This is a genomic window from Sediminibacterium sp., assembly GCF_051861365.1.
Lineage (GTDB): Bacteria > Bacteroidota > Bacteroidia > Chitinophagales > Chitinophagaceae > Sediminibacterium.
Map to the genome: position 1 here is coordinate 162,341 of NZ_JBHYCW010000001.1, position 13,694 is coordinate 176,034.

Consider the following 13,694-nt stretch of genomic DNA (forward strand, 5'->3'; position numbering starts at 1 on the left):
ATATACACATGAAGTTGATATTTACCATCACAGCGCTAAGCTGTGCAGTTGCTTTAATGGCACAGAATGCCAAAATGGATTTTGAAAAATATGAACCGAAAAGTACACTCGTAGTACCGGAACACAAAGTCGCCAAAGCCAAATTCCCTTTTATTGATGTACACAATCATCAATTCAATATGCCCTCACAAGATGTAAAAGCATTATTGAAACAAATGGATGAACTGAACATGCGTGTGATGGTGAATTTAAGTGGCAGGGGATTCAAATCGGTGAATGGACAATTTGGTTTACAGGATCCACAATATTTGGCTGATGCCATTGCCAATGCAAAGAAAGCAACGCCCAACAGGATCATTCATTTTACCAATGTGTCATTCATTGGTGTGGGAGAACCCGGATGGGCAGAAAAAGCGGTGAAGGAATTAGAGAACGATGTAAAAGCGGGTGCCAATGGTCTGAAAGTGTATAAAAACTTAGGGTTTTCCTTTAAAGACAATACCGGCAAGTTATTGCGCATAGATGACCCCAGATTGGATCCGATTTGGGCAAAATGTGGCGAATTAAAAATACCGGTGCTGATCCACAGCGCAGACCCAGAACCATTCTGGCAACCTTTAGATGATCAAAATGAACGTTGGCTGGAATTGGCCACCAGACCAGATCGTAAAAGAACTGATACCGATCCGGCACCTTGGGCTGATCTCATTCAACAACAGCACAATATCATCAAGCGTCATCCAAAAACCAATTTTATTGCAGCACATTTTGGATGGTATCCAAATAATCTCGCTAAACTCGGCAGCTTATTAGATAACATGCCCAATATGTATATAGAATTTGGGGCAGTGATTGCAGAACTAGGCAGACAACCAAGAACAGCCAAAGCTTTTTTTGATAAATATCAGGATCGTATCATGTTTGGAAAAGACAGTTGGGTACCTGATGAGTATGCTACTTATTTCCGTGTATTGGAAACAACAGATGAATACTTCCCCTATCACAAAAAATACCATGCTTTTTGGAAAATGTATGGGATGGGATTGAGTGATGAAGTGTTGAAGAAAGTGTATTATAAAAATGCACTCAGACTGATTCCGAATATTGATAAGACTTTATTTGCTGATTAGTATAGTAAAGAATTAGCCACAGATTCGTCCACCTTGGTGGATGTATCTGTGGCTAATTCTTTTAAAACAATCTTTTATCCGGTAGCGTCACCCTTTGTAAGCGAATATAAATAGTAAATTGTCTACGATGATGTGTTTGGTATTCAAAACTTTTTATAATCCAGCTGTATGAATTTATTTACACTTTTATTCTTAACAATTTTTCCTGATTTATTAATATTTTTATCTACAGCAATAAGCATCACTATAACAGAACTAAGTGCAATCTGACATCATTATAAATAATTTACTTTCTTGAACTTTGCACATTGTGGCTTTTTATCAAATAATAGATTATTGAACCCGCTACCGGTAACAGTATGATCAAGTAAGTCATATTAGCCTTATACCTTTTTGAGAAGCTCTTTTGTTTTTGTAAGTCAACTATTGAGAATATAATCCCTGTTACGAAAAGTAAGAATATAATGATAGCCATCGTCATACAATTTAATAAATACTAGATAAAATGACACATGCTGCTGAAATTGATGTCCAACAAGAGACCCAGCCAGCAACAGGAGCATCACACCACCATTCACCAAATGTTCCTTTTACTTCTGAGGCTTCTTTAAAACAACCATAACATTCCCAAAAACCTAGATTTCCATTATGATTACTATCACAAGGTACTGCCTTATTGGATATTTTGTTTTCACTCGCTACAATAGTTTTTATTTGTTCTGTGTTTCTTCCTGGCATCCTTATTGAGTGAAACTTTACCGAAAGCTCATATGTGAGGCTTTTATATGTTCTTTTCTCAATTATATTGTCTTTTATGTTAAAAGTAGAATGATGGAAATTATCATAATTAACATCAATTGATCTTATTTCGCCATTTTTAGTTTCAAAATCAAAATTTGACAAATCACTTATGTTCATAGCGTATTTATCATTGTAAGGTAAGTACCTAGTATCATGGAGATCTACAACATCTAAAGTAGCTGTAATTTTATCTCCCTTTTTAATTTCAACGGTGAAAAAGTGATACCATTCGTTTCTAACTTTAATACTATCTACTTTAACATTTTTGAAATCAAATTCTCCATATTTTTCAATATCATTCTTAGCGCGACTAAATGTTTCTGACTTTAGGAAATTTTCAATAGTAGGGTTAATACTTGCTGGAATAGCATCTTCCTTTTTACACCCATAAATGATAAAAGAAAAAATAATAATGACAAATGCAGCAGAGAAAACTCCCTTGTTAAATGTTTTTACGTTTTTCATTGGATATCTATTTTAGAATTTAAAATTAAACTCTAAAATAGATTCAGTCAGTATATTAAACGACTGTGTTTTTTCGCAGTTTTTATAGACTCATGTAAAACTATATTTAAGAAATACAATGTAAAGCAACACGGTTTCCTTCAGAATCAATGAACACAGCCATGAAGCCATATTCAGGAGATATTTCTGTTTTTGGAACGATGATCTTTCCACCTGCAGCTTCCACTCTATTTAAGATAATCTGAAGATCTGGATTGCCATTTAGATATACCAATGGACCATCTGTTGCAGATACTTTATGAAAGCCGCCACTATCGCAAAGTGCGCCTCCAACGGCAACACTATTATCTACCGGAAACATGCGCATTTTGATATTGGGCAGATCCAATGGAATCATTTTAAAATCAAAAATCGTTTCATAAAACTGTTGTGCGCGGTTGATATCCGTTACTGGAATTTCAAACCAACTGATCGCATGTTCCATAAATATCTGTTTTAGGGTGTTAAGTATTATAGCTTAGATCTTGTTTCTTTTAGTCCTTTCATTTTTAAATATTCCAATAACTCTTTGGCATCTTCTCCTCCTCTTTGTGCATGATGCAGCAGCGTGAATCCATGAGGTCCTCGAGCTGTTAAATAAGCCGGGAAAGCTTCTATAAATCCTTTCACTATTTCCGTTTTACCCAACATGGTTAATACAAATAAATTGGTTCTGGCTCCTTTTTCGATCAAAAATTGAGCGATTTCTTTATTACCCACATGACCGGCTCCTTCTATGGCTGTTTCAAAATCACCACCTCCCAAATCATGTGCTGCATACACCAGCGCAGGCTGCTCTTCATAGAGTTTTTTTACTTTATCAAGGTTATTATGTCCCGCTCCCACAAATTCTTGAACCAATAACTTATCCAAGGGCGGAACTTTTTCTGTTTGTGCCACCAGTCCGGAAGGCGCATATAATACAGCGGTTCCAAATGATAAAGTCTTTAAAAAATCTTTTCTTTTCATACATGGATCAGTACCTCTGCAGGGGGATTAAATATTAATATGATTTGTTAAAGAATTTTCTGATGAAAAATAGCATAAGTCATTTCAGGAAGACAAAAAATATGGGCTTCTCAGTGCTTCACTCATCACAAGTTATAACCACCTGTCGATGAATACAACCATTGACGCTGAAATCTTCGATCATACAGGATGGTTTTACTGTATTTATCCGTAAGAACTTAGTTGTATAGACCTGCCAACTCTGATGCTTTTTCCCTTACTTTGCAGCCCTAACATTTTGTATATGGAGTATAGTAAATTGATATCTATTACCGGACTTCCCGGATTGTTTGAAATGCTTGGAAGCAAGACTGATGGCGCTATTGTGCGTTCATTGGATGATAAAACCACCAAGTTTGTCAGCAGTCGTGTACATAACTTTTCTCATTTGGAAAGTATTGAAGTATATACGGTACGCGAAAACGTGAATCTTGTAGAGGTATTTCAGGCCATGGAAAAAAGCAAGGAAAAATTACCTGCAGAAAATGATGCTAAAGCAGTGAAGACGTATTTTGAAAAAGTATATGCTGATATGGATTTTGATCGTGTATATGCCAGCGACATGAAAAAGATGGTGAAATGGTTCAATATCCTGAAAGCCAATCAGGTAGAGCTCAAATTATCTGAAGAAGAAACTGAAGAAGGAGAAGCATAATCTTTTCCAACCGCCTTAAAACCCGCAGTCAGTAGCTGCGGGTTTTTTATGCAGTAGTATTTAGAACCTGCAAAAAACCGCAAATAAAGTAGAATCCTTAACTTGTGCCCAGAACCTCACCATATGAAAAAACTTTTTCTGTTCTGTCTTTCTGCATTGATTTTCACAGGTATCGCTGCTCAACAATTTTATGAGCGTACACCCGAAGCTGATAAATGGGTACGCAAACAATTCCGCAAATTATCGAAAGACCAACGCATCGCTCAGTTGATGATCATCCGTGCACATAGCAATCTTGGAGCTGATCATGTAAAGGAAGTGACCGATCTCATCAAAAAATACAATGTAGGTGGTCTGTGTTTTTTCCAGGGCGGACCTGTTCGCCAAGCCAATCTCACCAATGAATATCAGAAGATCGCTAAAACGCCTTTGATGATTGCCATTGATGGTGAGTGGGGTTTGGGTATGCGATTAGACAGCGTGATCAACTTTCCTCGACAACTGATGATGGGCGCAGTTCCGGATGCAAAACTGATTTATCAATTCGGATTAGCTGTGGGTGAACAATGTAAAAGAATAGGCATCCATGTGAATTATGCACCGGATATTGATATCAATAATAATCCTATGAATCCTGTGATCAATGATAGGAGTTTTGGCGAAGACAAATACAAAGTGGCGCTCTTTGGTGTACAATACATGAAAGGCATGCAGGATGTAGGTGTGATGGCATGCGCAAAACATTTTCCGGGTCATGGTGATGTAAGTGTAGACTCTCATTATGATCTACCTGTGATCAATAAAACACGTGCACAATTGGATCAGTTGGAATTATATCCTTTTCGCGAGTTGATCAAAGCGGGTGTAGGCAGTATGATGATTGCCCATTTGGCCATTCCTTCCATTGATACCACTGCCAATCTTCCTACTTCTTTATCCGCAAAAAATGTAACAGACCTACTGCGTAATGAATTGGGTTATCAAGGCATTTCGTTTACGGATGCATTGGAAATGCAGGGTGTTGCGAAATTTTTCCCTAAAGGAGATGCATCTGTTATGTCGTTGATAGCAGGTAACGATATGCTTTGTTTGCCTGGAGATATCCCGGGAAGTATCCAAAAAGTAAAACAAGCCATCAAAGAAGGAAAACTTACTTGGGATGATCTCAATGCAAGGGTTAAAAAAGTATTACTGGCAAAATACCATCTCGGATTACATAAAAAACAAGTGATCAATACTGAAAATTTAGCAGAAGATCTCAATGCAAAAACCAATGAAATCAAAAAGGCATTGGCAGCCAATGCATTGACTTTACTTCGCAAAAACAATGAAAACTTATTACCCCTTAAAAGTAATAAAGTAGCTTTCATAGGCATTGGCATCAATAAAGCCAATACTTTTGCAACACGTGTACAGCAAGCGTTTAACGCAGATCTCTTCTTTTTTGAAAACAAGGATACCATTACAAAAGTCAACAGTATTCTTGAACAACTCAAGAATTATGACGCAGTTGTGGTAGGATTTCATAATTACAATCGCAGACCCGCCAGTCAATTTGGTTTGAGTAAAAACAGTCTTGATTTATTGAACAAATTACAAGGAAACAACAGCATCACATTTGCTTTTGGAAACCCTTATGCAGTTCAATACATCTGCAATAGCAATAATCTAGTTGTTTGTTACGAAGATGATGAGATCACACAACAGGCTGCTGCTGATCTGTTAATGGGCAAAATCAATGCTAAAGGAAAATTACCGGTAACCGTTTGTGAAGGATTTCGTTTTGGAGATGGTATTGTTTATGATAATATGCTTCCGCTTGCCAAACCAGAAACTGTAGGCATGCGAGGTGAAACACTTCAACAAATCGAAGCCATTGCAAAAGCCGCCATCGATAGTGGCGCTGCTCCGGGTATGGTAGTACTAGCCGCCAAGAACGGGAAAGTAGTGTATCACCAGTCATTTGGTCATACCAATACCGATCGTTCAATACCTATGAAAAATGATATGGTATTTGATCTGGCATCGGTTACAAAAATTTCAGCGACTACCATGGGTATCATGAAATTGTATGAAGAAGGAAAAATTGATCTCAACAAAACTTTAGGTGATTACCTCAGTTGGACAAAAGGCACTGATAAAGCACCTTTAAAATTGGTTGATATTTTACTGCATCAAGCCGGATTAAACCCCTTTATTCCTTTTTATCGTGAAGTGATTGATACGGCAACAGGAAATCCTTTTCCACTATATTTCACTCAAACAGCTACAGCACAATATTCTTATCGCGTTGCAGAAAATGTATACTTACGCAATGATTGGAGAGATACCATGTTCAGCAGGATTTTATCCAGCAAACTCACCGAACAAGGTAAGTATGTTTACAGTGATAATGATTTTATTTTTTTAGGTCAAATCATTGAAGCAGTGAGTGGAATGAGCTTAGACAATTATGTTCGTAAAACTTTTTATGAACCCTTGGGCATGACTTCTACCATGTACAAACCAAGAGAGTCAATGCCATTAAGTGTATTGGTACCCACAGAAGTAGAAACACATTTTCGCAAACAACAAATGCATGGTGATGTACACGATGAAGGTGCTGCCATGTTTGGAGGTGTTGCCGGACATGCAGGTTTATTTAGTAACGCCTATGACCTCGCGAAGCTGTCTCAATTATTACTGAATGGAGGAGAGTTGAATGGCATTCGTTTGTTGAATAAAACAACGATCGATAAATTCACTGCCTATAATAGTGAGATCAGCCGTCGTGGATTGGGTTTCGATAAGCCCGAAAAAGACAATGCCACCCGAAAAGAACCTTATCCATCGCTGAGTGTTTCCCCTGCTACTTTTGGACATACCGGTTTTACAGGAACCTGTGTTTGGGTAGATCCGGCTCAGCAACTGATCTATATCTTTCTTTCCAATCGGGTAAATCCTAGCCGAAATAGTAACAAACTAGGCCGCTTAAATGTGCGTCCAAACATACAGGAAGCCATTTATGGAGCTATTGTGAGGTAAAACCAGATTTCTATAAATATTACTTTGTAGGCTTTAACTTCGTATACTATAATCATTAATGTATACATATGAAGTCTGCTCTGCAATCTGTTTTAGCCGTAATTGTTATTGCGGTAGTATTTACTTCCTGCTCAGGTGGTGGCCCGAAAGAGGCTCGCTTTATTCCTAAATCATCCAGTGCTGTGATCGTTTTAGATCCGGGAGCGATGCAAGACAAGCTCACTAAAGGAGGTATCAGCATCGATACATTACTGAGTCGTGTATTTAAGAACGATTCTATTGATGCAAAGGACAAAGAAAAATTGAATGAGTTTAGAACCAATGCAGGTGTGAATTGGCAGAGTCAGTTCTTCTTCTTCCTATCACAAAAAGGCAATCCATCTACACCTGAAGGTGGTACTACGGTTATGAACCTGATGGGCGGATTAACAGATGCTGCCAAATTTGAAGCATGGCTGAAAAAACAAGATGATTTCAGCAAAAAAACGGTTGTAAAGGAAAAAGACTATACATATTTAGTAGCAGAAGACAATACCATCGTTTCATGGAGCGATAAAAATGTAATCGTAACCATTTACAATTTTAGCCAGCAACCTACCTATGATACAGTAACCATGCAATTCAAGATTCCTGAAAAGAAGAATGTTGAAGCTGAAATGAAAGAGCAGGTAAAGACTTACTATACACAGGCGAAAGATGCATCGATGGCTAGCGTGAAAGAATTTACCGGCATGTTTAAAGAGAAAGCAGATGGTTATGCATTCACATCTTCAAACAGTTCATTGTCTGCCCTCAGCATGTTACCTGTTTCTTTACCGAAAGTAGAGGAGCTACTGAAAGACAACTATTCCGCTTCAACGCTGAGCTTTGAGGACGGTAGAATTGTGGCTAAATCTAACACTTTCACCAACCCATTGGTAAGTAATATTTTAAAGGAATATGCAGGACCTACGGTTAATTTATCGATGATCGAGAGATACCCATCTGATAAAATCAATGGTATTGTGTTGGCATCTTTTAATCCGGAGATCTTTGGCGGCTTCTTGAAGCAACTCGAAGTAGAAGGATTGGTAAATGGCATGATGGAAAAAACAGGTTTCTCCGTTCAAGACTTGTATAAATCATTAAAAGGAGAGATTGCAGTAGTGGTATCTGATCTGGGTTCTTCTCAGCCTGAACCTCAGGAAAGAAAAGATGAAAAAGAAATGACCATGAAAAAACCAATGGGTAAAATGATACTGAATGCACCTGTTGGCGACAAAGCCAGTTTTACCAAGCTCATGGATAAAGCCACCGAATTGGGCTATTTCACGAAAAATGGCAGCACTTATAAAAGTGGTGAGTTGATGAAAGTATTGGGTATTTATATGCAGGCTGATGATAAAAATTTGGTTATCGCTAGTGATTCATTAACGTATACACAGTATATGTCTGGCAATAATAAAGCTGTCATCAATACCGAAACACTGAACAGATTCAAAGGAAAATCAACCGTTTTCTATTTCGATATCGCCAATACGATTGGTGGATTTTATGGTAATGGCGGAGATTATAACCAATCTATGAAAACTGCCAAAGAAACTTTCAAAGACATTATCGGCACTTCAGATAATTTCGATGGCAAGAGTATTAAAGGCACATTTGAAATTCGCATGCAGAACGAAAAACAAAACAGTCTGGTTACCCTTACCAGTCTGATCACAGATATCGCAGTAGACATGAGAGTAGCAGCACGCAGACAAAAAGAAATGGAGGAGAAAATGTTCCCCGGGGGTTTCCCAGCGATCATCCGCACGAACTAATTGAAATTGTTGCGTCAAATAAAAAGTCCTGTTGTAGCAGGACTTTTTATTTGACCCTATAGAATGATAACTTAGCGTCATGATCCTATCACTACATAATGTTGTACCTACCCCTCTGAAAGACAAAGTGCTGCAGCAAGGTTCTGATGTATGGAATCGTGAGGTTCGTTTTTCTGCTGGGCAATGCACAAAAATCAAAGCTCCCAGTGGTACCGGAAAAACTACATTGATCCATTCTTTATACAAATTGCGCGAAGATTATAGTGGTATAATAGAATGGGATGGCATGAGCTTACAACAATTACCTGCTGAACAATTGGCGCAATACAGACAAGAAAAAATCAGTATTATTTTCCAGGATCTGCGTTTATTTCCCAACCTAAGTTCCTTTGAAAACATAGAACTGAAAAGGGTTTTACAAAAACCATATTACGATCAGGAAAAAATTTTTAGCATGGCAACGGAATTAGGTGTTCAACATATTCTACACCAAAAAGCCGGTATTTGCAGCTATGGAGAACAGCAAAGAGTTGCTATTATCAGAGCCCTGATTCATCCATTTTCCATGTTGGTGATGGATGAGCCCTTTAGTCATTTAGATCAGGCAAATACAGCAAAAGCTGCTGCGCTGATCATGAGAGAATGTAAAGACAGAAATGCAGGTTTTATCATTACTGATCTTGATGATGATCATCATTTTGCATACGATCAAATATTGAATTTATAAGTAGACAACCATGAATGATCTGAATATCCTTCTAAAAAAATTAATCAAAACAGCTACGGGCAGAGCTAGGTATGCTATGGCCATCATGGGGTTATCTGTTGCCTTGTTATTGATACTGGCAGCGGTACAGATACAGGTGAACTACAATGAACTTTTACAAGGAAAACAGAACAAAGACAGTATAGCCAATTTTTTAGTTGTCAATAAAATACTGACCGATCAGAATATAGGAAAAGCGGTACTCACACAAGAAGAAATTGATGATATCAAAGCACAGCCATTTACAGAAGCAGTAGGTGTTTTGGCAACCAGTCGCTTCAAAGCTTCTATTCAAAGCAGCAGTGATGTTTTTCCATTTTATACAGACATTGCTTTTGAAAGTGTTCCCGATGCGTTTTTAGATGTAAACACAAAAGAATGGAATTGGAATGAAAACAGTGCTTATGTACCCATCATTGTGCCGGGTATGTTTCTAGACATTTATAATTTTCAATTCTCATTATCACAAGGCTTACCACAATTAACACGGGAAATAGTGAAAATGATTTTTTTCAATGTAAATGTGTATGCTGTTGATGGTACAACACGTGTATTCAGAGGCAAAGTAGTAGGTTTCAGCGACAGGGTATCCTCTTTATTAATTCCACAATCATTCATGGATCATGCCAATGCATTGTATGGAAAAAATACAGGTAGTGCTCCATCCAGAATCATCATTAGAACCAAGGATCCCGGACATCCGGATTTGATCAGCTATTTGAAGAAAAAACAATTGACAACAGATCAAGATAAAACCAGGTTTAGTAAGTACAGACAAATTGTAGAAATAGTGGTGAATATTACCGGTGTAACAGGATTGCTCATGTTTTTATTTGCGATGTTGATCTTCTCCTTGTTCATACAACTCACCATCAGCTCTTGCAGAGAAGAAATAAAACTATTGATTAGTTTAGGTGCTTCGCCATCACAATTGCGCTCATTTCTAGCACGTCAATTTTTCCCATCCAATATTTGGATTGTGCTGTGTTCGTTATGTGTTATATCTGTTGCACAGTATGCATTGGCCCTATTTTTACAACAACAATCTGCTTACATTTCCCCGTTCATATCTTCTATCACAATAAGCATTTCTGTTTTAGTATTATTAATCATTTATATACTTAATCGAAAGAGTATTCATACTAATATTTCAAAATAATGATTATATAAATTGTTTATCAACATATTTATAAATAAATATTTTATATATTCGTTTTAAAAACGGTTTAAAAATTCAGTGAAAACACCTGCCTATATTCCGTGAATAAATAGTGCATTCATAAGAAAAAAAACAGAACTTTGTATCTGATGGGAAAAAAAACTGGATAAGTCTCATCTTAACAACTTGTAGCACCCATTTCGTTAAACCTTGGTCAAAACCTATTAAAAATAGACAGATGAAAAAGTTTCAAATTTTAGGCACAGTTTTACTACTGTCAGTAGTTACCATCCTTCTGGTAGCCTGCCAGAAAGAACAGGATGGTGTTGCAAACGAAGTTAACAGCACAAGAAATAACGAATCCATTGCTGCTGTGGAAGTCAATGCGTCTGACATTCCAGGTATCATTGACAGAAATGAAGCTGCTAAACTTGCTGCTAATTATGCAAATGCAAATATTAACACATCTACCTCTGTTAGATTTGATATAAAAGACATCCAAAACTTTTTAAGCGTTTTGAGAAAAGAGGGGTCTAAAAGTTTTACTGTGAATTTCGGAATCTACAAAGGAGGTAGCCACGACGGAAGACTTACTGTCTTTTTCTCAGGTGACAAGAAAACCAGTAGTGGAAATGTTCGAGGTAATTTTGAAGATGGATCAGAAAAATACTTAAACCATGGTGGTTTAGTTCCTTAATAGAATAATTACTTAAAATAGTTGATTCAAAAATTAGATAAACCCCTTCCATGTTGGAAGGGGTTTATTCCTTAATTTAAGTGCATGTCCGAACATTTCAGACAATATCTACACCTATATCTAGAAGTCCTTAGTCTACTGATTAGTTTACTCTTTTTAAAGGATCTGAAAAGAAATAAAGCGTTTATATATTTTGTACCATTTCTGATAATAACTGTTGCAGTTGAATGTATTGCTAAACTATTGACAAATACTGAAAACCCAAATGAATATCGATCAGTCAGATATATGATTTTTAATGTTTTTACGACTTGCGAATTCATTTTTTATTCTATCCTATTTTTGATTTACCTCTCCAACAAAACACTTAGAAAAATAATTACCATATTAATTCCTGTTTATATCATTTCAGTGGCAATCAATATTGGCTATATTCAGGGTACTGACAAGTTTCATCGTTATACATTTTTGTTAGGTGCCTTTCTAATGGTTGTATACAGTTGCTTCTTTTTATATGAATCCATTTTACCTGATTCAATCAATATCAAATTATCAGAGCACCCTTTCTTTTGGGTAGCAATTGGTTTGCTAATTTTTTATTTAGGTTCTGTTATTATTAATGCACTTTTTGAATATCTTACAAGCGCAGCCTTAGGGAAGCAGGGAACTGAGATATATTCTTACATTAATAATGGTTTGAACGTAATATTGTACGGATCATTTATTATTTCATTTATTCTATGCCGAAAGAACAGGAAGACATCCTCATCACCATCGTTATAGCATCGGTATTTCTGGTTTTAATCGGATTTTTCTTGTTGCTGATCGTATTTGTTTTTTTACGCAGACAAAGAAAATTTCAACTGGAAAGGGATGAGATGAAAAACAAATTTGAACAGACCATTCTGAAATCACAACTAGAGATCCAGGAACAAACTTTTAGCCATATCAGTAGAGAAATCCACGATAATATTGGACAAGTATTAAGTCTGGTCAGACTGAACTTAAGTACCTTTACGAATATTGAAGAGCACGAGAAACTGGAACATACCGATGAATTGTTAGGGAAGGCAATCAAAGATTTACGCGATCTGAGTCATAGTTTACAAACGAATAGGATACAGGATATAGGAATTGTTGAGTCTATCAGACAACTCTTGAATAACTTACAGAAGAGTGGTCGATATAAAACAGATCTTTCAGTAGCAGAGAATTTTACGGGTATTGATAAGAATACGGACCTCATCATGTTTAGAATGGTTCAGGAAATTATCAATAATATCATGAAACATGCCAAGGCTGACCAGATATCTGTAAAAATCGAGGGCAACGAAAATGAAGTTCAGCTGATCATAAAAGATAATGGGATTGGATTTGACATGGAAAAATTTAAAACTGCCGGACCAGGTATCGGTTTACAGAACATATTTAACAGGGCAAAAATGATTCATGCCACTGTTGATATAAAAAGTGAGCCGGGAAACGGAACAGCCATTATATTGCAGGCGAAATCGAAATAACCTTAGTATGACCTTTGTAGCACTTGTGGACGATCATGAATTACTTCGTAGCGGTCTCGCTTCAATGATCAATTCATTTGAAGGCTTCAAAGTAATTATGGAAGCCGGTAACGGTAAGGAATTCATAGAGGCGTTGAAAAACAATAAGCCACCGGCCATTGTTTTACTGGATATCAATATGCCATTAATGGATGGCTTTGAAACCGCTGAATGGATCAAAGCCAATATGCCAGAAACCAGGGTATTGGTATTAAGTATGCTGAAAAATGGTGCCCGTGGCTATTTACTCAAAGACAGTAAACCCAAAGTCTTTAAACAAGCCCTCGAAAACATACGCGATACAGGTTATTTCATCAATGAATTAGTGAGTGATAAACTCATGCACTATATCAGCAATGAAGACTCCTTCCTCGGTGATGGATCTCCACTCAGCAGCCTAACAGAAAATGAAACCATTTTCTTACAATGGATCTGCTCCGATAAAACCTATAAAGAGATTGCTGAAGAAATGCATATCAGTCCACGTACCGTTGATACCTATCGCGATAATCTCTTTAAGAAATTAGACATCAAAACACGGGTTGGACTAGCCATTTTTGCTATCAAGCATGGTATTGTAAGCGTATAA

Annotated in this window: 12 protein-coding genes; 9 read left to right on the forward strand and 3 right to left on the reverse strand. The window is 37.0% G+C overall.

What is annotated here, in order from left to right:
• Positions 1-8: 8 nt before the first annotated feature.
• Positions 9-1,130 carry an amidohydrolase family protein gene (locus ACTIEV_RS00635; protein WP_322196585.1) on the forward strand — a complete coding sequence of 374 codons (1,122 nt, stop codon included), beginning with the start codon at positions 9-11 and terminating at the stop codon, positions 1,128-1,130.
• A gap of 486 nt (positions 1,131-1,616) precedes the next feature.
• On the opposite strand, the gene ACTIEV_RS00640 is transcribed toward ACTIEV_RS00635, so the two are convergent.
• From ACTIEV_RS00640 to ACTIEV_RS00650, 3 genes are all read right to left on the reverse strand, one after another.
• The gene (locus ACTIEV_RS00640) at positions 1,617-2,396 is read right to left on the reverse strand and encodes a hypothetical protein (RefSeq protein WP_322196586.1); all 780 of its coding nucleotides are present in this window, start codon (positions 2,394-2,396) and stop codon (positions 1,617-1,619) included.
• 106 nt (positions 2,397-2,502) lie between these two features.
• Positions 2,503-2,880, reverse strand: a complete 378-nt coding sequence (locus tag ACTIEV_RS00645; RefSeq protein ID WP_322196587.1) for a VOC family protein — start codon at positions 2,878-2,880, stop codon at positions 2,503-2,505.
• A gap of 26 nt (positions 2,881-2,906) precedes the next feature.
• Positions 2,907-3,404 (reverse strand): hypothetical protein, encoded by a 498-nt coding sequence (locus tag ACTIEV_RS00650; protein ID WP_250687243.1) that lies wholly within the window; start codon positions 3,402-3,404, stop codon positions 2,907-2,909.
• 283 nt (positions 3,405-3,687) lie between these two features.
• Between ACTIEV_RS00650 and ACTIEV_RS00655 the strand changes: the two genes are divergently transcribed.
• From ACTIEV_RS00655 to ACTIEV_RS00690, 8 genes are all read left to right on the forward strand, one after another.
• A complete protein-coding gene (locus ACTIEV_RS00655; protein ID WP_178887597.1) occupies positions 3,688-4,098 on the forward strand; it encodes a DUF5606 family protein in 411 nt (136 codons plus the stop codon).
• 123 nt (positions 4,099-4,221) lie between these two features.
• Positions 4,222-7,122 (forward strand): glycoside hydrolase family 3 N-terminal domain-containing protein, encoded by a 2,901-nt coding sequence (locus ACTIEV_RS00660; RefSeq protein ID WP_322196588.1) that lies wholly within the window; start codon positions 4,222-4,224, stop codon positions 7,120-7,122.
• 68 nt (positions 7,123-7,190) lie between these two features.
• On the forward strand, positions 7,191-8,924 hold the full coding sequence (locus ACTIEV_RS00665; protein ID WP_322196589.1) for a DUF4836 family protein: 1,734 nt from the start codon (positions 7,191-7,193) through the stop codon (positions 8,922-8,924).
• 79 nt (positions 8,925-9,003) lie between these two features.
• A complete protein-coding gene (locus ACTIEV_RS00670; protein WP_322196590.1) occupies positions 9,004-9,651 on the forward strand; it encodes an ATP-binding cassette domain-containing protein in 648 nt (215 codons plus the stop codon).
• A 10-nt stretch (positions 9,652-9,661) separates the two neighbouring features.
• Positions 9,662-10,849, forward strand: coding sequence for a hypothetical protein (locus tag ACTIEV_RS00675; RefSeq protein WP_322196591.1), 1,188 nt, complete (start codon positions 9,662-9,664; stop codon positions 10,847-10,849).
• Between the two features lie 238 nt (positions 10,850-11,087).
• Complete coding sequence (locus ACTIEV_RS00680; RefSeq protein ID WP_322196592.1) at positions 11,088-11,546, forward strand: hypothetical protein; 459 nt, start codon at positions 11,088-11,090, stop codon at positions 11,544-11,546.
• Between the two features lie 740 nt (positions 11,547-12,286).
• Positions 12,287-13,066: a sensor histidine kinase gene (locus tag ACTIEV_RS00685; protein WP_322196593.1), complete on the forward strand. Its 780-nt coding sequence runs from the start codon at positions 12,287-12,289 to the stop codon at positions 13,064-13,066.
• A 7-nt stretch (positions 13,067-13,073) separates the two neighbouring features.
• A complete protein-coding gene (locus ACTIEV_RS00690) occupies positions 13,074-13,694 on the forward strand; it encodes a response regulator transcription factor (protein ID WP_439515882.1) in 621 nt (206 codons plus the stop codon).

Bases quoted from the DNA above. Each gene is read 5' to 3' on its own strand.
- ACTIEV_RS00665 (WP_322196589.1), top strand. From the start codon at position 7,191: ATGAAGTCTGCTCTGCAATCTGTTTTAGCCGTAATTGTTATTGCGGTA.
- ACTIEV_RS00640 (WP_322196586.1), bottom strand. From the start codon at position 2,396: ATGAAAAACGTAAAAACATTTAACAAGGGAGTTTTCTCTGCTGCATTT.
- ACTIEV_RS00655 (WP_178887597.1), top strand. From the start codon at position 3,688: ATGGAGTATAGTAAATTGATATCTATTACCGGACTTCCCGGATTGTTT.
- ACTIEV_RS00685 (WP_322196593.1), top strand. From the start codon at position 12,287: ATGCCGAAAGAACAGGAAGACATCCTCATCACCATCGTTATAGCATCG.
- ACTIEV_RS00650 (WP_250687243.1), bottom strand. From the start codon at position 3,404: ATGAAAAGAAAAGATTTTTTAAAGACTTTATCATTTGGAACCGCTGTA.
- ACTIEV_RS00690 (WP_439515882.1), top strand. From the start codon at position 13,074: ATGACCTTTGTAGCACTTGTGGACGATCATGAATTACTTCGTAGCGGT.
- ACTIEV_RS00670 (WP_322196590.1), top strand. From the start codon at position 9,004: ATGATCCTATCACTACATAATGTTGTACCTACCCCTCTGAAAGACAAA.
- ACTIEV_RS00645 (WP_322196587.1), bottom strand. From the start codon at position 2,880: ATGGAACATGCGATCAGTTGGTTTGAAATTCCAGTAACGGATATCAAC.
- ACTIEV_RS00680 (WP_322196592.1), top strand. From the start codon at position 11,088: ATGAAAAAGTTTCAAATTTTAGGCACAGTTTTACTACTGTCAGTAGTT.
- ACTIEV_RS00675 (WP_322196591.1), top strand. From the start codon at position 9,662: ATGAATGATCTGAATATCCTTCTAAAAAAATTAATCAAAACAGCTACG.
- ACTIEV_RS00635 (WP_322196585.1), top strand. From the start codon at position 9: ATGAAGTTGATATTTACCATCACAGCGCTAAGCTGTGCAGTTGCTTTA.
- ACTIEV_RS00660 (WP_322196588.1), top strand. From the start codon at position 4,222: ATGAAAAAACTTTTTCTGTTCTGTCTTTCTGCATTGATTTTCACAGGT.